This is a genomic window from Negativibacillus massiliensis (assembly GCF_900148495.1).
GTDB lineage: Bacteria > Bacillota > Clostridia > Oscillospirales > Ruminococcaceae > Negativibacillus > Negativibacillus massiliensis.
The window spans coordinates 1,201,678-1,223,659 of the sequence record NZ_FTRU01000008.1 but is presented as its reverse complement, the minus strand read 5'-3'; the positions used below and the strand labels follow the sequence as shown (position 1 = coordinate 1,223,659).

Genomic DNA, 21,982 nt, shown 5'->3' with positions numbered 1-21,982 from the left:
TGCGCATGAATTTACGGGAATTGTTTTCTCAGATTCAACCGGAGAACCACCTCCCCTTGCAGGAGGTGGCTTCGGTCACCTGCGATTCCCGACAGGTGAAAAAAGGAAGTGTATTTGTCTGCATCCGCGGGCAGATGGGCGACGGACATAATCATGTTGCACAGGCTTTGCAGCGGGGAGCAGCATTGATTGTTGCTCAAAAGGATTGTAAAATACCAAATCAATTATTGTTTCCGGATACAAGACAGGTATACAGCCAGCTGTGTGCAGCATTCTTTGGCTATCCAGCCCAGAAGCTGAAACTGCTTGCTGTAACAGGAACCAATGGAAAGACCACCAGTGCATGGCTTGTTCACCACGCATTGGGAAAGATGGGGATCAAAGCGGGTTTGATTGGTACAGTCTGCAACAAGGTTGGAACCGATTTTACCATACCTGCCCGCTATACCACACCAGATGCCTGGGAATTACATGAAACGCTGGCTCAGATGCTGGAGCATGGATGCACTCATGTTGTGATGGAAGCTTCCTCGCACGCACTCGAGCAAAAGCGTCTGTATGGCTGTCACTTTTCTTGTGGTGCCTTTACCAATCTGACACCGGAACATCTGGACTATCACCCAGATATCGAAAGCTATTATCAGGCAAAGAAAATTTTGTTTTCTCAGACAGACGCAGCAACAATCAATCTTTCTGATCCTTATGGAAAGCGTTTGTTTCAAGAACTGACAGCAGAAAATTCCTGTTCTTTGATCGGATATTCGTCAGACACGGAAGATCAGGTTGAGAAACTAGCACTTTGTGCGGAGAATATCTCCCTTTTTGCGGATCGCTGTGAATGCGATCTTGTTTATCACGATCAAAGGGAACACGCAGTACTGGGGCTTCCCGGGAAGTTTTCGGTAGATAATCTGATGACAGCGGTCAGCATGCTTGTGTGCAGTGGATTTTCCTTTTCACAAAGTGTGCAGGCAGTATGCAGCTGCCCAGGTGTTCCGGGCAGGACCGAAGTTTGTGTGAGCAAAAATGGTATTACGATACTTCGCGACTATGCCCATACACCAGACAGTCTGGAAAAGGTATTGAGTTCCATGAGAGAATTTTGCAAAGGAAGGCTGATTACCGTATTCGGATGTCCGGGAAGAAGGGACCGCTTCAAACGTCCATTGATGGCAAAAGCAGTTTGTGATCATTCGGATTTTGTTGTGATGACAGCAGATAATCCAAGAGAAGAGCCGCTGGAGCAGATTTTTGCGGATGCGATGCCAGGACTTGCAAACGCTGGAAAGCGGGCGAGGGTGATTCCAGACCGCCATCAGGCAATTTTGTGGGCGATTGATACCAGCAGGGCGGGAGATACCATCCTGCTTTGCGGAAAAGGGCATGAGGAGTATCAGGTGCTTTCGGACCGAACCATCTTTTTTGATGAGAAAAAAATAGCAGCGGATCTCTTCAAACTGCTTAAAGAAAATTAAATTTTAGGGTATTCGTGTGTTTTTTACAAAAAAAGGATTTCATTTAAGGCATAATGTGGTATAATGAAGCTCTGCGGCGGATGTTGTGCAGAGCATAACATCGTGGGGAGCCGAATGACAAGAGCAATCGCAGCGATGTGATAGAGAAAATGGAGGGTTTCAGCAATGATGCCAATGACATTGAGTGAAGTGGCACAGGCAGTAGGCTGTACAGCCGAATATTTTTTAAACAATCATGCAAAGATTACATCCATTTCAACCGATTCCCGCCCACAGCCAGAGGACGAAGACAAGGAAAGTTGTCTCTTTGTCGCACTGCGGGGAGAAAAGTTTGATGGACACCAGTATGTGGATTCCGCTTTGCGCAACAAGGCAGCTTATGCGCTGGTGGATGAAAAGGGTGTTCAGGAATATTGCAGTGAGATTTCACCGGAGCATTTGATTGTCTGCAAGGATACCGAGCAGGGATTTTTGGATCTGGCAGGATACTACCGCAATCAGTTCCAGTTTAAAATGGTGGGTGTAACCGGCAGTGTCGGAAAGACCACCACAAAAGAGATGATCGCACAGGTTCTCTCCGCACAATATGAAACCTTGAAGACACAGGGCAATTTTAATAACCGTGTCGGATTACCAAAAACCTTGTTCCAGCTGGACAATAGCATCGAAGCGGCAGTAATCGAGATGGGAATGAACAGTTTTGGTGAAATTTCTGATCTGACCAGACGTGCACGTCCGGATGCAGCGGTTATTACCAACATCGGCGTAGCGCACATCGAATATCTTGGCAGCCGCGCAGGTATTTTGAAAGCCAAGATGGAAATAATAGAAGGAATGAAGGAAGGTTCTCCGCTGATTCTCAACAAAGACGACGATATGCTGGCTGATCTTGACTGTCCACAGATGAAAAAGATCTATTACGGCATCGATCGCAGCGACTGCGATGTCCATGCAAAGGATATTCAGGAAGAAGGCAGACACACAAGCTTTACGATTGTTTATGAAGGGAAAGAGTATCCGGCAGTTATCCCGACCTTTGGACGCCACAATGTGCTCAATGCACTGGCTGCATTTGCAGTAGGAAGAGAGTTTTCCATGCAGCCGGAAACAATCATCAAGGCTCTGACCGGCTACAAGCCTTCCGGTATGCGCCAGAAGGTCGTACAGAGAAACGGAATCTGTGTTGTGGAAGACTGCTACAACGCAGGACCGGACTCGATGAAGGCAGCAATCCGCACCTTTGGTTCCATGAAACGTCCAAAAGATAAACCAAGCAGAAAGATTCTGGTAATGGGCGATATGCTGGAACTGGGTGATTACTCCAAACAGGCACATTATGAAGCGGGACAGTGTGCAGCGCAGGAAGATATTGATATTATTTTCTGCTTTGGTGAGCAGTCCATTGCTGCGGCACAGGGAGCGAGAGAAGCCTGCAGCGGACGGGGCGACAAAGAAATCTTGTACTTTACAGATAAAGAGGAAATGACAAAAGAACTGCTCTCTCTGGTGGAAGAGGGAGATATTCTGTGGTTTAAGGCAAGCCGCGGAATGAAGCTGGAGGAAGTGCTTTCCCGTCTGTACGAACGATTCTAAGGAGCACTTTCAAAAGAAAGGATTGACAGAAGAATGAATTTTATCGGTTTACTGGTGACGCTGGTGGCGGCGTTTTTACTCTCCTCGGTGATTGGAGTGTGGCTGATTCCATTTTTGCACAAACTCCATTATGGTCAGACCATTTTGGATATTGGTCCGGCATGGCACAAATCCAAACAGGGTACCCCGACAATGGGTGGTATCATGTTTATCATCGGAAGTATTTTAGCGTGTGCTGCAGGCTGGTGTACCATTGCATTTTCCGCACAGGGGCTGGTGGATGCTTCCAGCCATGGAACCTTTTATCTGGTTGGCGGATTTTTGATGGCACTGGGTTTTGGCGTGATCGGTTTTCTGGACGACTATATTAAGGTAGTTAAAAAGAGAAACCTGGGCTTAAAAGCTTGGCAGAAATCGGCAGCTCAGCTGCTTGTTGCAGTGATTTATCTGATTGCAGAGCGAATTTTTGCACCAAATGATCTGCTGTGGATTCCATTTGCCGGAGAGTTTTCGATTGGCTGGTTCTATTATCCGCTGATGCTGTTTATCATCATCGGTGCGGTCAATGCAGTAAACCTTACCGATGGTGTAGACGGACTGGCAGCTTCGGTAACGATGGTTGCAGCGATGGGCTTTATGCTGATTGCAGCAATTCAGAGCTTCACCCAGATGGACCTGATGGCGGCAGCACTTGCTGGCGGCTGTCTGGGCTTCCTGGTTTGGAATTTTCATCCGGCAAAGGTGTTTATGGGTGATACCGGATCGATGTTTTTGGGCGGCATGGTAGTTGCGCTGGCATTTGGTTTGCGCAAACCGGTTCTGCTGTTGTTCATCGGTATCGTATATGTTGTAGAAACCATGTCGGATATCATTCAGATTGGCAGTGTCAAGCTGACCGGCAAAAGAGTATTTAAGATGGCTCCGATTCATCATCATTTTGAGATGTGTGGATGGAGTGAAGTCAAAATTGTAGTGGTATTTTCAGCTGTGACAGCGTTGGGCTGCCTGATTGCAGTTCTTTCGCTTTTATAAAATAGGAAAGAAAGGCGGCGAAATGATTGAAAAAACGGCAGGATCACCCCGCTTTGCAGAGAGGACGTACAACAGAGGGAAGAAGGACGGTCAAGACCAGGACGAATAATATCGTTTCCTATCCGGGCAACAGAGCGGTTGGACAGAAAAGAAAATACAGCCGACCGACAGCCAGCAGCCGTTCGGAACGGCTTGCAGTCAAAAAGAGGGTAAGCAAAGGCAGTACTGTCAACAAACATACCCTTGGCAATAAGGTACCTCCGCTGTACATTTGGGGAGATTTTGATGTTCCGTTTTTGCTTTTGACGCTGGCACTGCTCGGTTTTGGACTGGTCATGATGTTTTCGGCAAGCTATGCCAGAGCATATTATGACTTTGATAACAGCTTTTACTTTATCGGAAGACAGATTGTCTGGTCGATGATCGGTATTACCGGTATGATCGCGGCATCCTTTGTAAACTATCACTGGCTGAGAAGGTTTGTATGGCCGCTTTATATTGTTTCGATTGTTCTGTGTATGGCATGTTATCTCTTTGATGCCTACAATGGTGCAAGACGTTCTATTTATATCGGTCCTTTAAGCTTTCAGCCATCAGAGATCGGTAAGCTTGCACTGATCTTCCTGTTTGCCCATCTGATGACCAAGGATCAGGATAAAATGGGACGCTTATGGGAAGGTACACTGCGCTACCTGGTACTATTTGGCGGACTTGCAGTGGTTGTCGTAATGCAGCCGCATCTGTCTGCAACCTTGCTGATGGCAGGTATTACAGTAGCGATGCTGTTTGTCGGCGGAGCGAAGATCCAGCACCTGATCGGGGTTGGTGTTACCGGACTTGCCGGCATCGCTGCTCTGGTTGTTACCATGTGGGGCTTCTTCTCTGATCGTTTTGCACACGTTTTAGTGCGTCTTAGCTATTGGTTGGACCCATTTTCCAGTATGGACTGGGGTTCTTATCAGACCAGACAGTCACTGCTGGCAATTGGCTCCGGAGGCCTGCTTGGGGTTGGTCTGGGAGAGTCCAGACAGAAACAGCTGTATCTGCCGGAGGTTCAAAACGACTTCGTATTTGCGGTTGTCTGCGAGGAGCTGGGATTTGTCGGAGCGTGCATCATCATTTTGTTGTTTGCCTTGCTGATTTGGCGCGGATATACCATCGCTTTGCACGCAAAGGATCGTTTTGGCTCGTTGATTGCAGTTGGCATTACCACCCAGATTGGAATGCAGGCGATGCTTAATATCGCGGTAGTAACCAACACCATCCCAAATACCGGTATCAGCTTGCCGCTGTTTTCTTATGGTGGAACTTCGCTGTGTATGATTTTGGGTGAGCTTGGAATCCTGCTTGCGGTGTCGCGGCAGGGCAATTACGAAAAAGAGTGACCTGATGCAGTAATATACGAAAATACATTCTGAAGGGAATGGTAAAAATGAAAATATTGTTTGCCTGCGGTGGAACGGGAGGACATATCAATCCGGCAATTGCGATTGCTTCTACCATCAAGGCAAAACAGCCGGATGTTCAGATTTTGTTTGCAGGAAATCCCAAGGGAATGGAAGCAAAACTGGTACCTCAGGCAGGATTTGACTTTGCACCGATTATCATTAAAGGGTTTCAGCGAAAGCTGACCTGGTTTAATATCAAATACAATATTTCTTCGGTTTTCTATCTCACTACAGCTTCGGCACGATCAAAAAAACTGATTGAATCGTTTGGACCGGATCTGGTGGTCGGAACCGGCGGATATGTCAGCGGTCCTATTTTAAGGAAGGCAGCTCAACTGGGAATCAAGACCGTTTCCCATGAGTCCAACGCTTTCCCGGGTGTCACCACAAAGCTTTTGTCCCGATATGTTGATGAGATCCTTCTGGCTGTGCCGGAAGCAAAAAAATATCTTGACCCAAAATGCAAAGAAGTTGTAGTCGGTAACCCGGTGCGGGAGTCGATTGTCTATGCAGATCGACAAAAAGCAAGAGAAAAACTTGGGGTCGGAGATAAAATCTGTATCGTTTCGTTTGGCGGAAGCCAGGGAGCACACCGCTTGAATCAGGCGATGGCAGATCTGATGGCATGGCACACCAAAAAGGGGAGCGAGTTTGAAGGAAAGATTCATCATATCCACGCAACTGGAAAATATGGTGTAGAGGATTTTCCGCAGATGCTGCGGGAAAAGGGAGCAAACTTTGAACAGAATCCCAATGTCGATATCCGTGAGTACATTAATGATATGGATGACTGTCTTGCCGCAGCAGATCTGGTAATCTGCCGTGCAGGAGCTTCCACCCTTTCGGAGCTGGAAGCAGCAGGAAGAGCATCCATCCTGATTCCATCTCCAAATGTTGCGGAGAATCATCAGTACCATAATGGAATGGTGTTGGTCAATAATAACGCAGCAGTGCTGATTGAAGAAAAAAATCTGACTGGAGAAAGTCTGTGCAAGGCAGTAGAAGAACTGGTATCCCAGCCACAGAAACTCAGAGAGCTGGGTCAGAACGCACAGAAGCTCAGCATGATCGATGCAAACGAACGAATTTATGAAGAACTGATGCGGGTCTACCGCAGCAAAAAATAGGAAAAATCAGCAAAACATCCCCTGATTTTTGATAAAAAGAATAAACCAGAGCCGAAAGGTACCAATTTGGCGTCCTGTGCATAGGATACTTTGTAAAGTAAAAACCGCGGCAGCGCTCATGCCTGAACATATCTGCCGCCATGCAGAAAGGATGCGTGAAAATGGATACTGCTCGGTACATAGTGGACGGTCGGCACAGGCTGAATGGCGAGGTATGGGTTCATGGCGCAAAAAATGCGGCACTTCCTATCCTGGCGGCTTCATTACTGTGCGATGGCTGTGAGATTCAAAATTGTCCGGATTTATCCGATATTCATGCTGCAGAAAATATTTTGCAGCATCTGGGATGCAAGACCCTTTGGGAAACGGACACAAACGGACAAAAGGTGTTGTCGGTAAAACCGGTTGGACCTTTTGCCTGGGATATTCCCGATAAGCTGATGCGAGAGATGCGTTCCTCGATTGTCTTTCTGGGAGCGATCATCGCACGATGCAAAAAGGCAAAACTTTCTTATCCCGGCGGTTGTGAGCTGGGTCCCCGGCCGATCGACCTGCACCTATCCTCCCTGAGAAAACTTGGGGTGGAGATTAAAGAGGATTTGGGCTATCTGGAATGCAGTGTTCCCGATAAACTGCACGCAGCGGAGATTACTTTGCCGTTTCCCAGCGTCGGTGCTACCGAAAATATCATGATTGCGGCAGTGCTGGCAGAAGGAGAGACGGTAATCCGTAATGCGGCAAGGGAACCGGAGATTTCCGACCTCGCCGGATTTTTAAACGCCTGCGGAGCAAAAATACGGATATTGTCCGATGGTACCATCGCAATTTGTGGAGTAGAAAAACTGCACGGATGCTGCTATCGGGTGATTCCAGACCGAATTGTAGCGGTGACCTACCTTTGCTGCTGTGCAGCGGCTAAGGGAGAAATTTTGCTGAGAGGTGTCTGTCCCGAACATCTGAGCGCAGTGCTTCCGGTGCTGGAAGAGATGGGATGCAGCCTGACCGTAGATAAAGACAAAATTGCAGTTTTATGTGATAAGCCTTTAAAGGCAGTCAGCAGCATCTCGACCATGCCTTACCCGGGATTTCCAACCGATGCACTGGCTCCAGTTATGGCAGCTGCCTGTACTGCAAAAGGATCGACCATCTTTATCGAAAATATCTTTCAGGACCGCTTTAAGCATGCCTGGGAGCTGTGCCGAATGGGCGCAGATATCAAGGCAGAAGGCAGAGTGGCGGTTGTACGCGGCGTAGAGAGGCTTCACAGCGCAAGGGTACGCTGTACCGATCTGCGAGGCGGCGCAGCACTGGTGACGGCAGCGCTGGGTGTGGAAGGAAAAACAGTAATTGAAGAAATCCGTCATGTTCTTCGTGGTTACGAGCATCTGGATCAGACTTTAAATGAACTGGGTGCCTGCATCCGTCAGGAATAAGCGATAGAAAAGAAAACAACGAAATCCTCCGGCAGGATGACAGCCTGCCGGAATCCGGTTTTTTGGATATAGAAATAAACAGGAAAGGAGATCACCCGATGTCAGGAGTGCAGTCCCGCGGCTCGCCCAAAAGGCGTATTTTTCGGAAGGTGCGGCGGTACCTTCTGCATTATATCCTGCTTGCGGCATTTTGTCTTGCAATCGCTTTTATCATGTGCTATACCGTGTTCTTTAAGCTGGACAAGATCAAGATCAGCGGATGTACGGTGTACAGTGAGACACAGATTGTGGATGAAATCGGCGCAGAGAAGGGTGAGAGCCTGTTTAAAATTAACATTTCCAACGCAGAAAAGAAGTTGGTCGGAAAACTGCCTTATATCCGTTCGGTCAAAATCAGCCGACAGTTTCCAACAACATTAAAGGTTGAGATTGAAGAGGAAGAAATTTTAGGTGCAGTTTATACCGACGAAGGTTTTGCAATACTTTCCACTACCGGTAAGGTTCTGGAAACCGGTGTTCTGGCATTGTCTGAAGGGATACCACAAATCGTGGGAATTACCGGACAGACATATAGTACCGGAAGTTATGTGCGGGAATCAAGCAACCTGAATTCTGATTTGATTCCGCAGATTCAGGCGCTGCAGACCGTGCAGCAAGAACTGAAGAACAATGATTTTAACGACATCACCTATTATGATGTTACCGATATGCTGAACATCAAAGTCATGATTGAGGACAGGCTTCTGATGAAGCTGGGAACCAACATCGATATGGATTATAAAATTCATTTTATCAAAGGTGTACTGGACGGCAAGGAGAGCGGGGACGAGGAGTTTGAAAATGTTCCAGAAGAGGGAACACTCGATTTCAGCAATCCTCCGGCACTGCACACCATGTCGATTGACATTGATAAGGTGAAGAATGAAGATGCCTACCATGACTTTGGTGTGGAGAAACCGCCTGTTACCGATAATATCGTGGGCGGTGAAGAGTCTGAACCGATGCAGACATTAACTCCAAGTACACAGGAAGGGGAAGAATCCACGGAACAAACCGGTCAGGAGCAAACACAGGAACAAACTGGTGAAGTGACCCAGCCGGAAGAGCAGAGTCAGCAGGAGTCAGCAGAGCAAACAGACACACAGCCTGAACAGACGCAAGACTCCGGAGAAACTCAGGAGAATGAACAACAGACAGCTCCACAGGCACAAACTCAGACGGATATTCCAAAAGCTTCCCCACAGGTTAACGAGGTTAATGGAGTTGTCCAAAACACTGGCGGACAAACTGCCGGTACCCAGTCTTCTGCTGCACAGCCATCAACTGGCAGCCAGACGCAGCAGACAGGGAATGGACAGGCTCAGGATCAGACGCAGTCCCAAAATCAATCGGGCAGCACGCAAACCGGCGGAAACGTATTCAACTCGCCAAGCAGTGCTCCGATTGTGAATTAAAAATTTCGTCAAAAAGCACAGAAGCGGCAAAGAGGAATTTGCTATTTTTAGAATTTATCTTTTTTATCGAAGAATCTATTGAAAAATTTGCAAAAATCTGATAGGTTATATATGTACATTTTATTTAAGTAGATTGTTCTTGATAAAATTTCAATCCGAATATGAAAGTATAGGATGAATTTTGATGATAGCTTGCATCTTGTATGCTGGAGATAAAGTATAGGAGGAACGAAGAAAGATGATGGCGAATTTTGAACTCGACAACGATTATGATGGCGTAGAAGTGACTATAAAAGTCATTGGTGTCGGCGGCGGCGGCGGTAACGCTGTTAACCGCATGATCGAAGGCGGAATGCAGGGTGTGGACTTCATCTCCATTAACACCGATGCACAGGCACTGAAAAATTCCAAAGCAAGTCAGAAGATCGTAATTGGCGACCGTCTGACCAGAGGTCGTGGAGCAGGAGGCGTTCCAGAGAGAGGCCAGAAAGCTGCGGAAGAAAGCCGCGAAGAAATTGCTGCTGCAATCAAAGGCTGTCAGATGATCTTCATCGCTGCCGGTATGGGCGGCGGAACCGGAACCGGTGCTGCTCCTGTTGTTGCACAGATCGCAAAAGAAATGAATATTCTGACTGTTGGTATTGTAACCAAACCATTTGAATTTGAAGGCAAAAAGAGAATGGAACAGGCAGAGCGCGGTATTGCAACACTCAAAGAAAATGTTGACGCTCTGGTTGTTATTCAGAATGAACGTCTGCGTCTGGCTTCTGAGACCAAGATTACTCTGCTCAATGCTTTCGTAGAGGCAGATAATGTTCTCAAACACGGTGTACAGAGCATCTCCGACCTGATTTACACTCCTGGACTTATCAACCTCGACTTCGAGGACGTTTGCCAGATTATGCGTGGTGCTGGCTCCGCTCACATGGGCGTTGGTCGTGCAAGCGGCAAGGACAAAGCAGAGATCGCAGCAAAAGCAGCAATCTCCTCCCCACTGCTGGAATCTTCCATCGATGGTGCAGAAAGAGTTATCCTCAACATTACTGCTCCTTCCGATATCGAGCTGGATGAAGTTAACCTGGCTGCTGATATGATCCGTGCTTGCGCTCATCCTGATGTTAACCTCATCTTCGGTGTTGCATTTGACGATACCCTCGACGATGAGATGGTTGTTACCGTTATCGCAACCGGATTTGAACTGGACAAAAACTTTGATATTCCGGATTACCGTTTCAAAGCAGCTTCCAGCACAGATACTTCCAAGAAGGAAGAAAAAGAAGAGAACGATTCTTACAAACAGCCAGATGACGATGATATGCCATTTGATATCATGTCCATCTTTGGTCAGAGAAGATAATCTCTTAATAAAAGACAAAAAGAAAGGTACAGTCAATTTTGACTGTACCTTTTATTTTATGTTGTGATTATTTTTGCAGCAGACAGCGCTTTTGTAAGAGGTCGAAATCTTCTGCGTTATGTTCGTCCTCCCAGCGTGGGCGCAGGGTGTCAATGGCTTCCTGTGCCTGTCCAAATTCTTTTTGTGAGAGCAGGTCGAAAATATGAAGCACCGCCAAAGTGCCGCCCAGATGTTTGGAATCTTTCCATTTTGCGAAGGTTGTTTGCTGATCCTTCATGATTTGGGAAGCTTTTTCTTCTTCTCCAAGATAAAAATAGGTCAGTGCAAGATCTGCCCAGTAAACAGGACGATAAACAGAAATAACCTTGTCCGAAGGAATTTGCTCAAGCATTGAAAGAGCAGCTGTATAGTCCTTCTTACAGCACAAGGCTGCTGCATGGTTGATAGTCAAGAGCTGACGCAGGGGTTTGGAACGCATATCGTCCAAAAGCTCGTGAATTTGCTGGATGTAAAGGTCAGGGTCACGATACAAAGTGGGGGTCAGATCGCTGATTTTTCTAAAAAGCTTTTTTTGCCACAGAAAATTAATCAGCAGCGCACAAATCAGAATAAAGGCGATCCATCCCCAGTAGACAACCTGTCTGATGGTTCCCTCAAGGTTAAAGGCAGAAATCATAACTCCCACAAGAAAACTTCCGAGAATCAGCACAGTGAAATAGATAATTCGAATGGTACGATGATGTTTTTTCATGATGTGCTCCTTTTTGATATTTTTTGATAATTGTAATATAAAAGACATAGTTTGTCAACCAATAGAAAACAATAGTCCACAAATTGCGAACAAAAAAGGCTTTCCGAGACAGATTTCCTCGAAAAGCCTTTTTCTATCATGAAAAATAGCCGGAAAGCAAGATATTATTGTTTCTTTTGTGCCTCGATTCGTTCTGCAAGGTCATTCAAATAAACCCAGCGTTCCATCTTTTCGGCAAGTTCTGTTTCCAGCTGTTCTTTTTTCTCGGTCAGTTCCTGCAAAGCACCGTAGTCGCTGGAATTTGCAGCGATATCCTTTTCAGTCTGCTGGATTTTTTCTTCCAAAGAGGCAATGACCTCATCAATCTGCTCATACTCACGCTGCTCTTTAAAGGAAAATTTAAGTTTTTCACGCTGATTTCTGCCATCCTGGGTCGTTTTGGCTTTGGCTGGTTCTGCAGCTTTTTTTGCCTTTTCCTGTGCGGCAACATCGGCGCGGTAATCAGCATAACCACCGGTATAATGGGTGATCTGGCCATCACCGGCAAGCACAAAAACATGGTTCATCAGTTTGTCCAGGAAGTAACGGTCGTGGCTGACCGCAATGACAACGCCAGGGAATTCTTCCAAATAATCTTCCAATACAGACAGAGTTTCAATGTCCAGATCGTTGGTCGGCTCGTCCAGTACCAGAACATTTGGAGCTTCCATCAGAACGCGCAGAAGGTAGAGTCTGCGTCGCTCACCACCGGACAGACGTCCAATTTCGGTGTACTGCAAGTCTGAGGAGAACAAAAACTTTTCCATCATCTGGGAAGCAGTCAGTTTGCCCTCTGGAGTATCGATTTCCTGTGAGATACTCTTGATGTAGTCGATTGCTTTGGTGGACGGATCGCACTCTGAGCCGATAAAAGATTCCTGTGAGAAATAGCCGATTTTGACGGTATCCCCATGCACGACTGTTCCGGAATCCGGTTCCAGGACGCCGCAGATCATGCGGACAAGGGTGGATTTTCCATAACCATTTGGTCCGATAATGCCAACGCGATCTCCTTTAAGAAGATTATAGCTGAAATCCTTGACCAGAACTTTGCCATCAAAGGACTTGGAAATATTTTCGATTTCAATGATTTTTTTACCAAGCCTCGAAGAAAGGGCAGATACTTCCATTTTGCTGTTATCCGGAACATATTCGCTGTTTTTCAGTTCCTCAAAGCGATTGACACGAAACTGCTGTTTGGTACTTCTTGCTCTTGCACCGCGCTGAATCCATGCAAGTTCCTTGCGGTAGAGGCTCTGACGTTTGCGTTCTGTGGCAAGCTGCATTTCTTCTCTCTGTGCTTTGAGTTCCAGATACTGGGAATAGTTTGCTGGATAGGAATACAATTTTCCATGATCAAGCTCTACGATGCGGTTTACCACCCGTTCCAGGAAATAACGGTCATGGGTGACCATCAGGACAGCTCCGGCAAAGCGCTTGAGATAGCTTTCCAGCCAGTCTACCATTTCGCTGTCAATGTGGTTGGTTGGCTCGTCCAGAATCAGTACCTCTGCTTCAGCAGCAAGGGCGCACGCCATGGCTACACGGCGCTTCTGGCCGCCCGAGAGGAGACTGATTTTCTGGTCATAGTCGTTCAGTCCCAGTTTTGTCAAAATCGTTTTGCACTGGTATTCATCTGCCTGCTGGCGCACCTTTGCCTCTTCCGCGAGCTCCTCGCTGATGGCAACACCTTTCATGACCTGCTCCAGAACGGTTGCATTCTCGCTAAACACAGGATTTTGTGGTAGATAAGCCACACGAACACCACCGGCACGGGTGACGGTTCCGCTGTCGGGAAAGTCCAGTCCGGCAATAATTTTAAGAAGGGTGGATTTTCCAGTTCCGTTAACACCAATCAGACCAATTTTATCTCCCTCGTTGACTGCAAGGGAACATCCATCCAAAAGCTGGCGGTCGCTGTAACCTTTGGAAAGGTTTTCTGCGTTGAGTAAAATCAAAACAATAGGCCTCCATTTCTCTATCAAAAAGTAAAGAATCATCATATTTTGCTATTTAGATTATACGGCAGATAGGGGAAAACTGTCAATCAAAGGTTATACAGGACAATGAAATTGGAAAAGTAATAGGAGCTATGTGATGAAAGAAGATGATATTTGTTTATTACAACAATTTTTATAAATTCATTATGTCTTTATTGACATTTTAAGCTCTTTGCGTTATTCTTGAACACAAGACAGTGAGTTGTCAGATATGCTGCAAAACTTGACAATATTTTGTCAGTATCAAACAAAGAAACATGGATGAAAGGGAGTGCATCAGGATGTCAGTTTTGGAAGTGGTTGTTTTTGCGCTGGAGATGATTGGAACGGTCGTATTTTCGATTTCCGGAGGTCTAGTTGGAATCGAAAGAGGGCTGGACTATTTTGGAATACCGGTTTTGTCGATGACCACAGCGGTGGGAGGCGGCATGCTGCGGGATCTGATTTTAGGCAAGACACCGCCAAGTATGTTCCTTAATCCAATTTATGTTGTTGTGGCAATTGTCACTTCATCCCTGATGCTTTTCCTGCTGCATCGATATGGAAACTTTGTGGAGAATGGAAAATTTGTCAGCTTTATGGGGCTGATTACCTTTTTTGATGCTTTAGGCCTTGGAATCTTTACTATCATCGGGGTTAACACGGCATTGGACAGCGGATATCACAACGCTTTTCTTGCAGTCTTTGTCGGTGTTATGACCGGTGTGGGCGGTGGAATGCTGCGGGATATCATGGTAAGACGCACTCCTTTGGTTTTGCGTCGAGAAATCTACGCCGTAGCGGCTATTCCGGGAGCGTTGATCTACTATTATCTGCAGAATTTCCTTCCGAAAACACTGTGTATGCTGTTATGTGCCGCACTGATTGTTGCACTGCGGCTGATATCCATCCGTTTCCACTGGAATCTTCCAAACTCGGTAGAACCGGGAAGAAATACGACAGCACAATAGATAAGATACAAAAATCTCTGTTCGTTTGTTCGGACAGAGATTTTTTGTAAAAAAATAAAAACAGGGTATTGACTTTGAGTGAACTCCAGGTTCTATAATAGGGGCAAAGAAACCCAACTGAGGTTTATCCATGATAAAAGATCTTATTCTTTTATCAAAACAACAGATTTGTTATGACAGGAAAGGAAGAAAAAAATGAGCAAAAATATTTTGGTAATCAAAACAAGTCTTCGTGGCAATAGTAATTCGGATGCACTGGCAGATGCGTTTGTAGATGGTGCACAGCAGGCTGGAAACCATGTCGAAACAATCAGCCTGAAAGACAAACAGATTGCGTTTTGTAAAGGTTGCCTGGCTTGCCTGAAAACAGGCAGCTGTATCATCCGCGATGATGCACCGGCAATTGTACAGAAGATGCATGATGCAGATGTAATCGTTTTTGCTACACCGATCTACTATTATGAGATGGCAGGACAGATGAAAACAATGCTGGACCGTGCAAATTCTCTTTATGGTTCAGATTATGCATTTGGTGATATCTATCTTCTCTCCACTGCAGCAGAAGACGCAGAGGGCGTAGACCGCAGAGCGCTCAGCGGCCTGGAAGGATGGATTGACTGCTTTGAGCGCGCAAGACTGGCAGGAACCGTATTTGCAGGCGGCGTAGATGCTGCAGGCAGCATCAAAGGCCATCCAGCTCTGAAAGAAGCTTATGAGATGGGAAATAAAATTCAGTAAAAAGGAGAGGGAAGAATGAGAAATTCATGGGCATTGATGCTGATAACCTGTGTGGTTTGCTGCATTTTTCTGACTGCCTGTGAGACACAAAGCACGACAGACTCACAGCAGATGGGGACAGAGTCTGCCCCACAGAGCGAAAGCAGCGAAATTTCGGAAGAAGATGAGCAGCAAATTCAGAATGAAGCAAAGATCCCAAAAAAGGAAGAACTGGCATCAGAGGCTCTTTTATCAGAAGATAAGGAAGAGGCAGTGCCCGGAATTTCTCAGTCATCCCAGACAGGTGATATGCTGAAAATAGAAATCGGACAGGAAACTTTTACCGCGACACTGGCAAACAATTCGTCGGTGGATGCACTGAAGGAACTGTTAAAAGATGGACCGCTTACTCTTAAGATGAGTGACTATGCCGGCATGGAAAAAGGAGCTGATCTGGGAGTTACTTTGCCACAGAACAATCAGCAGATGAACACAACTGCCGGTGATATTATTCTGTATCAGGGAAGAACGCTGGTCATTTATTATGACACCAATTCCTGGAGTCTGACTCCAATTGGAAAAATCAATGATCTGGATGAAGCATTACTAAAAGAAACATTAGGCAGCGGAGATGTTACTGTAACATTTTCCCTGCAATCATAATAGGGGGCAATCAATATGGCAGTAAAACAGACAGCAGGCAGAGATACTTTGGGAGAATTTGCCCCGAAGTTTGCACAGTTAAATGACGATGTGCTGTTTGGAGAGGTTTGGAGCCGTGAGCAGGCATTATCTTTGCGGGACCGCTCTTTGGTGACCATTACCTGCCTGATGGCACAGGGACTGGTGGATTCTTCTTTCCAATATCATTTGATGACTGCAAAACAGAATGGAATTACCAGAACAGAAATCGCAGAGATTTTGACCCATGCCGCCTTCTATGCAGGATGGCCAAAGGCATGGGCAGCATTCAGAATGGCAAAAGATGTATGGGCAGAACCAGAAGCTGCAAACGCAAAGGAAGAGCATCAGCGTTCGATGATATTCCCAATTGGCCAGCCAAACGATGCTTTTGCAAAATTCTTTGTCGGCCAAAGTTATCTCGCTCCGATTTCTACCAGTCAGGTTGGAATTTTTAATGTAACCTTTGAGCCAGGATGCCGCAATAACTGGCATATTCACCATGCAAAGAGCGGCGGCGGACAGATTTTAATCTGCATCAGCGGCAGAGGTTATTATCAGGAATGGGGAAAAGAAGCGCAGGAACTGCATCCAGGGGATGTTGTCAATATTCCGGTTGGGGTAAAACATTGGCACGGAGCAGCTTGTGACAGCTGGTTTTCTCATCTGGCGCTGGAAGTACCAGCAGTGGAAGGCAGCAATGAATGGCTGGAAGCGGTAGATGAGGAAACTTACAGTAAGTTAAAATAGTGATTGGACACAACAGAGGAGCTTTGAAACAATGAATATTCTGGTACTCAATGGCAGTCCACGCCCAAACGGCAATACAGCGGCTATGGTGAAAGCATTTGTGGATGGGGCAGAGACAAACGGACATCAGGTTACGGTGATTTCGGTTTGCCAGAAGAAAATTGCCGGATGTCTTGCATGTGAATATTGCCACACAAAAGGAAACAGAACCTGTATTCAGCAGGACGATATGCAAGAAGTTTATCCCCTGCTTGATAAGGCAGAGATGATTGTACTGGCTTCACCAGTTTATTATCACAGCTTTACCGGTCAGCTTCAATGTGCCATCAACCGAATTTATGCACTGGATAAGCCTAAAAATCTAAAAAAGGCTGCCCTGATTTTAAGTTCGGGCAGCGATGATGTGTATGGTGGTGCAGTCTATGAATATCAGAATTCTTTTCTGGACTATCTGAAACTGGAAAATATGGGAATTTTTACCGCCTTTGGAGAACAGAATCAGTCCGAAGAAAAGATGAAGGAACTGTACGAATTTGGAAAAGCTCTGAAATAAACGCTTAGGAGGAATATAGATGCTTGGAAATTTTAGCTACTGCAATCCAACCAGACTCTATTTTGGAGAAGATTCACTGAATTATCTGCATGATGAATTGTCCAAATATGGTCCAACAGTGATGCTTTGCTATGGAAGTGGTTCCATTAAGAAAAATGGTATTTACGATCAGGTAATGGATATCCTGAAAGCAAGCGGAAAAACGGTTGTTGAAGATGCGGGTGTTATGCCAAATCCAACTGTTGAAAAGCTGTATGAAGGATGCCGCCTTGCAAAAGAAAATAACGTAGATTTTATTCTGGCGGTCGGAGGCGGTTCGGTTTGTGATTATGCCAAAGCGGTATCGGTTTCTGTATACTGCGAAGAAGATCCATGGGAAAAATATTATCTGAAGATGGAGGACGTCTCCTGCAAAATTGTTCCGGTAGGTTGTGTTTTGACCATGGTAGGAACCGGCTCTGAAATGAACGGCGGTGCAGTTATCACAAACCACAGTCAAAAACGCAAGATCGGTCACGTGTTTGGGGATCAGGTATTTCCTAAGTTTGCAATCCTCAATCCGAGATACACCTTCACTCTGCCAAAATATCAGATGGTAGCGGGATTCTATGATATTTTTAACCATATCACAGAGCAGTATTTTTCCGGAGAGGACGACAGCACCTCTGACTATATCGCAGAAGGCTTGATGCGCTCGCTCGTTCATTCCAGCCGGATTGCAGTAAAAAACCCAGAAGATTATGAAGCACGCAGCAACATCATGTGGACGGCGACTTGGGCACTGAATACCCTGATTGCACAGGGTAAGAGTACCGACTGGATGGTTCATATGATTGGTCAGTCGATAGGAGCTTATACAGATGCAACCCATGGTATGACTTTAGCAGCTGTTTCACTGCCGTATTACCGCCATATCTGTCCGTATGGCTTAAAGAAGTTCTGCCGCTTTGCTGTAAATGTATGGAATGTTGATGCAGCAGGAAAAACCGAAGAAGAGGTTGCAGCCGAAGGACTTTCCCGAATGGAAAGCTGGATGAAGGAAATTGGGCTGGTCATGAATATTACCCAGCTGAGTGTCAAGGAAGAAATGCTGGAAGGCATTGCAGATGGAACCTTCATTATGCAGGGTGGATATCATGTGCTGACCCATGATGAAATTGTAGAAATTCTAAAAGAAAGTATGTAAATAAAAAACACCTTCGCATATTAAGCGAAGGTGTTTTTACTATAATACAACATAAAAGACGACTGCCAAGAAGTGGAAGAAGGTACCAAGTAGAATAAATACATGAAACAGCTCGTGGAATCCAAAGATGGAAGAAAAGTTTGGTTTCTTTGCGATGTAAAATCCAGCGCCAACAGAATAAGCGATGCCACCTGCAAGAAGCAGTGCAATAGCACCAGCAGGAATCATCTGAAGCGCTTTCCAGTCAAATACAATTGCCCAGCCCATCAGCAGATAAAAGCTGGTATAGAGCCATCTGGGGGCGTTCATCCAGAACATCTTGACTAAAATACCGCACAGTGCGATTGCCCAAATAACGCTGACAAAGATGATGCCATAGCTGCCTTCCATAAATTTCAGACAGATTGGGGTATAGGAGCCGGCAATCAGAACATAGATCATTGCGTGGTCCAGTTTGCGCAGCCGCTCCTGTTTAAACAGAGGGCCATTGTAAAAATGATAGATGGAACTTGCACTGTATAACGCAAGCATGGAGAATCCAAAGACCAGAATGGATACCAGCATTCGTACCGAAAAATCTCCGTTAATTGTGTTTAGCAGAACAAGAAAGATAGTTGCAGCAGTCGAAAAAATCATTCCCAGAAAATGTGTGTAGCTGCTCATGGGTTCTCTGGCGTTCTTAAAAAGACGATACATATTAAGCCTCCTTACATAATGTAGTTATTAAAACTACTTTATGTATTTTATAATAACAAATAAAGGCAACGTTTGCAATACATCTTGCGAAAATTTAAAAAATAATATAAAATAAGAAACAATGGAAATGATCTGCGGGATAACCCTGCCTTTTCAGAAAAGGGAAAGGAGAAGAAAAAAAGAGTATGGAAGTAAATAAAGGGAGCCTGGGAAAGATTATCAGCTCTACGGTCAATCAAAATCGTCTGGAACCTGATCAAATTCCAGAACTAGATTTATATATCGATCAAATTTTAATGCTGTTCGAGGACAAACTGGGAGAAACCCGCCGGCGGGAAAAGGATAAAATCCTGACCAAGTCGATGGTAAACAATTACAGCAAAGAAAAAATGATTCGTCCAATGCGTGGGAAAAAATACAGCCGTGAACAGATTTTACAGATTCTGATCATCTGTAATCTCAAAAATGTACTTTCGATTGGGGACATCAAACAGGTAATGACCCGTTTGATGGAAGAAGGGGTTCGTTCCGATGGTCTGGAAGAAATTTTCGAGAAGGATACCGTCAATCAGCTCAAACTCAAAGAGGGCATTAGTACTATTGTAAACGGCCTGAGGGAGAACTATGCAGAAGAAATGGACATCAAAGCGCTTGTTTCGCTTTTGTTGAGTCTGGCAAGTATCTCCAGTTACTGCAAACGGGTTTCGGAAGCAATGATTGACAGCTTCTTTGTGCAGGATGAAAAGACAAAACCTTCATCCAAATCAGCAAGATAACAATAAAAGCAGAAGCCGCATCCCATACGGAATACGGCTTCTGCTTATTTTTTATTACACAACAAATGAATGAAAGATTTAAAATAATGTAATTATATTATCAGTCAAACTGAGAAAAATCAAGAGGAAAGAATCAAAAAAAACAAAAAAACTAGTGAAAAACGTCAAAAGTTGCAAATTTTTTTGGGAAAAGTCAATCAGTTTCTATCATGCTGACAGAAAAAAGGCGGTCTGAATTTCAGACCGCCTTTTTATTTTAGAATAAGGTTTTTGTTTGTTTAAGATTCGCGCTCCCAAAGGACAACAGAAATGGTATCGCCGGGAACTTTTTGCAACTTCTGCCGAATGTCCTTGCGTACACCAATAATGTGACAGGGCGTTCCCATACGGATCAAAGAGCCATCATAAGGGACTCCGTCAAATTCAGCATGAACCTTGACACGACCTTTGCCAAATTCCTTTTTTACATCAAAAGGGATTTCGATGTAAGCACCATCGATGTCAGGAACCTTCTGCAAAACTGCAGAGAAATGATAAATCTTTTTATCCATACACAAATTTTCTTAACAGACTAATTTTCCGAACAAATCTGATCAGCAACATACAATCCGTTTGCAGCTGCCTGAGAAAGAGAACGGGTGAAGCCTGCGCCATCGCCGATAGCATAAATGTTTTTGCAGCCGGAAATCATGAAATTTTCGGTCTGAGGACGGGCAGAATAATATTTGCACTCGATACCATAAAGGAGGGTATCGTAGTTTGCAGTACCAGGAGCAACCGCATCCAAAGCATGAAGTGTTTCAATGATGTTGTCGAGCTGACGTTTTGGCATACAAAGGCTGAGGTCACCCGGAACAGCATTGAGGGTTGGCTGAGTGGTGGAGTTAGCTAGACGCTTTGCATCGGTGCGTCGTCCATTTTCCAGGTCACCCAAGCGCTGAACCAGTACACTGCCGCCGGAGATCAGGTTTGCCAGACTTGCTACGTGGCGTGCATAATCGATTGGCTGTTTGAACGGTTCGGTGAATCGAATGGTAGAGAGCAGTGCAAAGTTGGAGTTTTCTGTTTTGCGGCTCTGGTCGCGGTAAGAGTGACCATTTACAGTCAGTACGCCATCTGTATTTTCGGTTACAACGCTGCCGCGCTCGTTAAAGCAGAACATTCTGGTTTTGTCCCCATATCCTTTGGAACGGTACCAGATTTTTGGCTCGTAGATACGTTTGGAGAAATCTTCCCAGACAATGGCAGGAAGTTCAACACGTACGCCGATGTCAACCTGATTATTGCTCAGCGCAATGTTGTTTTCTGTACACCAGCGGGAGAAGAAACGGCTTCCAACGCGTCCTACGGCAAAGATAACCTTTCCAGCTTTACAGGAAGAATCTCCCTGTTTGCTGTGCATCAGGATTTCCAGAGTATCACGATTTACATCGGTAACCTCTGTATCAGTGATGATGTCGCAGCGGGTGCGAAGATCCTCGATCAGACGGCGCATTGTCTCAAAGTTGGAATCGGTTCCAAGATGTTTGAGCTGTGCCTGATTCATGTGCAGGTCGTGGCGCAGACAAAGTTTTTTCAGCTCATTGTCCGGAGAAAAACGTTCTGTGGTTGCGCCAAAGGAAACCAGAATCTTGTCAGCCTGCTCGATGTAATCAATAACTGTTTGAGGCTTGAGAAATTCGGTCAGCCATCCGCCGTATTCGGTGGAGATTACGTATTTTCCATCTGAAAAAGCGCCTGCACCGGCCAGACCTTCCATAATTGCACAGGAAGGACATTTAATGCACTTGTCTACTTTTTTGGTAACAATAGGGCAGGTGCGCTGTTCGATGGCATGTCCTTTTTCGATGATACACACCGAAGCGGAAGGATTCTTTTCGGTGATGCGGTAAGCAGTCATTAATCCGCCGATGCCGCCACCGATAATGGCAATGTCGTAGTAGTTTTTCATAGTACAATCCTCC

General features: G+C 45.5%; 20 protein-coding genes. 15 read left to right on the top strand and 5 right to left on the bottom strand.

The window, feature by feature from the left end:
- Positions 1-5 precede the first annotated feature (5 nt).
- The 8 genes from BQ5375_RS11670 (at position 6) to ftsZ (ending at position 10,919) form a co-directional block, all read left to right on the top strand.
- Positions 6-1,475, top strand: a complete 1,470-nt coding sequence (locus BQ5375_RS11670) for a UDP-N-acetylmuramoyl-L-alanyl-D-glutamate--2,6-diaminopimelate ligase (RefSeq protein ID WP_022133129.1) — start codon at positions 6-8, stop codon at positions 1,473-1,475.
- A 165-nt stretch (positions 1,476-1,640) separates the two neighbouring features.
- Positions 1,641-3,068 carry a UDP-N-acetylmuramoyl-tripeptide--D-alanyl-D-alanine ligase gene (locus tag BQ5375_RS11665; protein ID WP_076917964.1) on the top strand — a complete coding sequence of 476 codons (1,428 nt, stop codon included), beginning with the start codon at positions 1,641-1,643 and terminating at the stop codon, positions 3,066-3,068.
- A gap of 33 nt (positions 3,069-3,101) precedes the next feature.
- A complete protein-coding gene (mraY, locus tag BQ5375_RS11660) occupies positions 3,102-4,100 on the top strand; it encodes a phospho-N-acetylmuramoyl-pentapeptide-transferase (RefSeq protein WP_076917963.1) in 999 nt (332 codons plus the stop codon).
- 26 nt (positions 4,101-4,126) lie between these two features.
- Positions 4,127-5,485 carry a putative lipid II flippase FtsW gene (gene ftsW, locus BQ5375_RS11655; protein WP_235850000.1) on the top strand — a complete coding sequence of 453 codons (1,359 nt, stop codon included), beginning with the start codon at positions 4,127-4,129 and terminating at the stop codon, positions 5,483-5,485.
- A 47-nt stretch (positions 5,486-5,532) separates the two neighbouring features.
- On the top strand, positions 5,533-6,675 hold the full coding sequence (gene murG, locus BQ5375_RS11650; RefSeq protein ID WP_022132359.1) for an undecaprenyldiphospho-muramoylpentapeptide beta-N-acetylglucosaminyltransferase: 1,143 nt from the start codon (positions 5,533-5,535) through the stop codon (positions 6,673-6,675).
- A gap of 161 nt (positions 6,676-6,836) precedes the next feature.
- A complete protein-coding gene (gene murA, locus BQ5375_RS11645; RefSeq protein WP_076917962.1) occupies positions 6,837-8,108 on the top strand; it encodes a UDP-N-acetylglucosamine 1-carboxyvinyltransferase in 1,272 nt (423 codons plus the stop codon).
- Positions 8,109-8,206: 98 nt separating this feature from the next.
- Positions 8,207-9,562, top strand: a complete 1,356-nt coding sequence (locus BQ5375_RS11640) for a cell division protein FtsQ/DivIB (RefSeq protein ID WP_022132357.1) — start codon at positions 8,207-8,209, stop codon at positions 9,560-9,562.
- A gap of 238 nt (positions 9,563-9,800) precedes the next feature.
- Complete coding sequence (gene ftsZ / locus BQ5375_RS11635; RefSeq protein ID WP_022132356.1) at positions 9,801-10,919, top strand: cell division protein FtsZ; 1,119 nt, start codon at positions 9,801-9,803, stop codon at positions 10,917-10,919.
- Positions 10,920-10,986: 67 nt separating this feature from the next.
- Here the strand turns inward: ftsZ and BQ5375_RS11630 are convergent, their stop codons facing one another.
- Together BQ5375_RS11630 and BQ5375_RS11625 are read right to left on the bottom strand one after the other, a co-directional pair.
- Positions 10,987-11,670, bottom strand: coding sequence for a hypothetical protein (locus BQ5375_RS11630; RefSeq protein ID WP_022132355.1), 684 nt, complete (start codon positions 11,668-11,670; stop codon positions 10,987-10,989).
- Between the two features lie 164 nt (positions 11,671-11,834).
- Complete coding sequence (locus BQ5375_RS11625; protein WP_022132354.1) at positions 11,835-13,667, bottom strand: ABC-F family ATP-binding cassette domain-containing protein; 1,833 nt, start codon at positions 13,665-13,667, stop codon at positions 11,835-11,837.
- A gap of 323 nt (positions 13,668-13,990) precedes the next feature.
- On the opposite strand from BQ5375_RS11625, the gene BQ5375_RS11620 reads away from it, so the two are divergent.
- The 6 genes from BQ5375_RS11620 to BQ5375_RS11595 all read left to right on the top strand — a co-directional run bounded on the left by BQ5375_RS11620 (position 13,991) and on the right by BQ5375_RS11595 (position 18,546).
- Positions 13,991-14,659, top strand: a complete 669-nt coding sequence (locus BQ5375_RS11620) for a trimeric intracellular cation channel family protein (protein ID WP_022132353.1) — start codon at positions 13,991-13,993, stop codon at positions 14,657-14,659.
- A 195-nt stretch (positions 14,660-14,854) separates the two neighbouring features.
- Positions 14,855-15,397: a flavodoxin family protein gene (locus tag BQ5375_RS11615; RefSeq protein WP_022132352.1), complete on the top strand. Its 543-nt coding sequence runs from the start codon at positions 14,855-14,857 to the stop codon at positions 15,395-15,397.
- Between the two features lie 15 nt (positions 15,398-15,412).
- Entirely contained in the window at positions 15,413-16,039 is a 627-nt protein-coding gene (locus BQ5375_RS14555) for a cyclophilin-like fold protein (RefSeq protein ID WP_022132351.1), read from the top strand.
- 15 nt (positions 16,040-16,054) lie between these two features.
- Positions 16,055-16,807 (top strand): carboxymuconolactone decarboxylase family protein, encoded by a 753-nt coding sequence (locus BQ5375_RS11605; RefSeq protein ID WP_022132350.1) that lies wholly within the window; start codon positions 16,055-16,057, stop codon positions 16,805-16,807.
- Positions 16,808-16,838: 31 nt separating this feature from the next.
- Positions 16,839-17,360 carry a flavodoxin family protein gene (locus BQ5375_RS11600; RefSeq protein WP_022132349.1) on the top strand — a complete coding sequence of 174 codons (522 nt, stop codon included), beginning with the start codon at positions 16,839-16,841 and terminating at the stop codon, positions 17,358-17,360.
- 19 nt (positions 17,361-17,379) lie between these two features.
- Positions 17,380-18,546 carry an iron-containing alcohol dehydrogenase gene (locus BQ5375_RS11595; protein ID WP_022132348.1) on the top strand — a complete coding sequence of 389 codons (1,167 nt, stop codon included), beginning with the start codon at positions 17,380-17,382 and terminating at the stop codon, positions 18,544-18,546.
- Positions 18,547-18,585: 39 nt separating this feature from the next.
- On the opposite strand, the gene trhA is transcribed toward BQ5375_RS11595, so the two are convergent.
- Positions 18,586-19,242, bottom strand: a complete 657-nt coding sequence (gene trhA, locus BQ5375_RS11590; protein ID WP_022132347.1) for a PAQR family membrane homeostasis protein TrhA — start codon at positions 19,240-19,242, stop codon at positions 18,586-18,588.
- 185 nt (positions 19,243-19,427) lie between these two features.
- Here trhA and BQ5375_RS11585 point away from each other — a divergent pair, with 185 nt between their 5' ends.
- Complete coding sequence (locus BQ5375_RS11585; protein ID WP_022132346.1) at positions 19,428-20,018, top strand: DUF1836 domain-containing protein; 591 nt, start codon at positions 19,428-19,430, stop codon at positions 20,016-20,018.
- A gap of 278 nt (positions 20,019-20,296) precedes the next feature.
- Here the strand turns inward: BQ5375_RS11585 and BQ5375_RS11580 are convergent, their stop codons facing one another.
- Complete coding sequence (locus tag BQ5375_RS11580) at positions 20,297-20,569, bottom strand: DUF1905 domain-containing protein (RefSeq protein WP_022132345.1); 273 nt, start codon at positions 20,567-20,569, stop codon at positions 20,297-20,299.
- Between the two features lie 20 nt (positions 20,570-20,589).
- Complete coding sequence (locus BQ5375_RS11575) at positions 20,590-21,969, bottom strand: NAD(P)/FAD-dependent oxidoreductase (RefSeq protein ID WP_076917961.1); 1,380 nt, start codon at positions 21,967-21,969, stop codon at positions 20,590-20,592.
- Between the last annotated feature and the right edge of the window lie 13 nt (positions 21,970-21,982).

Coding starts and splice junctions, on each gene's coding strand:
- murA (WP_076917962.1), top strand. CDS start 6,837: ATGGATACTGCTCGGTACATAGTGGACGGTCGGCACAGGCTGAATGGC.
- BQ5375_RS11630 (WP_022132355.1), bottom strand. CDS start 11,670: ATGAAAAAACATCATCGTACCATTCGAATTATCTATTTCACTGTGCTG.
- ftsZ (WP_022132356.1), top strand. CDS start 9,801: ATGATGGCGAATTTTGAACTCGACAACGATTATGATGGCGTAGAAGTG.
- BQ5375_RS14555 (WP_022132351.1), top strand. CDS start 15,413: ATGAGAAATTCATGGGCATTGATGCTGATAACCTGTGTGGTTTGCTGC.
- BQ5375_RS11670 (WP_022133129.1), top strand. CDS start 6: ATGAATTTACGGGAATTGTTTTCTCAGATTCAACCGGAGAACCACCTC.
- BQ5375_RS11585 (WP_022132346.1), top strand. CDS start 19,428: ATGGAAGTAAATAAAGGGAGCCTGGGAAAGATTATCAGCTCTACGGTC.
- BQ5375_RS11605 (WP_022132350.1), top strand. CDS start 16,055: ATGGCAGTAAAACAGACAGCAGGCAGAGATACTTTGGGAGAATTTGCC.
- BQ5375_RS11600 (WP_022132349.1), top strand. CDS start 16,839: ATGAATATTCTGGTACTCAATGGCAGTCCACGCCCAAACGGCAATACA.
- BQ5375_RS11620 (WP_022132353.1), top strand. CDS start 13,991: ATGTCAGTTTTGGAAGTGGTTGTTTTTGCGCTGGAGATGATTGGAACG.
- BQ5375_RS11580 (WP_022132345.1), bottom strand. CDS start 20,569: ATGGATAAAAAGATTTATCATTTCTCTGCAGTTTTGCAGAAGGTTCCT.
- BQ5375_RS11665 (WP_076917964.1), top strand. CDS start 1,641: ATGATGCCAATGACATTGAGTGAAGTGGCACAGGCAGTAGGCTGTACA.
- BQ5375_RS11640 (WP_022132357.1), top strand. CDS start 8,207: ATGTCAGGAGTGCAGTCCCGCGGCTCGCCCAAAAGGCGTATTTTTCGG.
- BQ5375_RS11575 (WP_076917961.1), bottom strand. CDS start 21,969: ATGAAAAACTACTACGACATTGCCATTATCGGTGGCGGCATCGGCGGA.
- murG (WP_022132359.1), top strand. CDS start 5,533: ATGAAAATATTGTTTGCCTGCGGTGGAACGGGAGGACATATCAATCCG.
- BQ5375_RS11595 (WP_022132348.1), top strand. CDS start 17,380: ATGCTTGGAAATTTTAGCTACTGCAATCCAACCAGACTCTATTTTGGA.
- mraY (WP_076917963.1), top strand. CDS start 3,102: ATGAATTTTATCGGTTTACTGGTGACGCTGGTGGCGGCGTTTTTACTC.
- trhA (WP_022132347.1), bottom strand. CDS start 19,242: ATGTATCGTCTTTTTAAGAACGCCAGAGAACCCATGAGCAGCTACACA.
- BQ5375_RS11615 (WP_022132352.1), top strand. CDS start 14,855: ATGAGCAAAAATATTTTGGTAATCAAAACAAGTCTTCGTGGCAATAGT.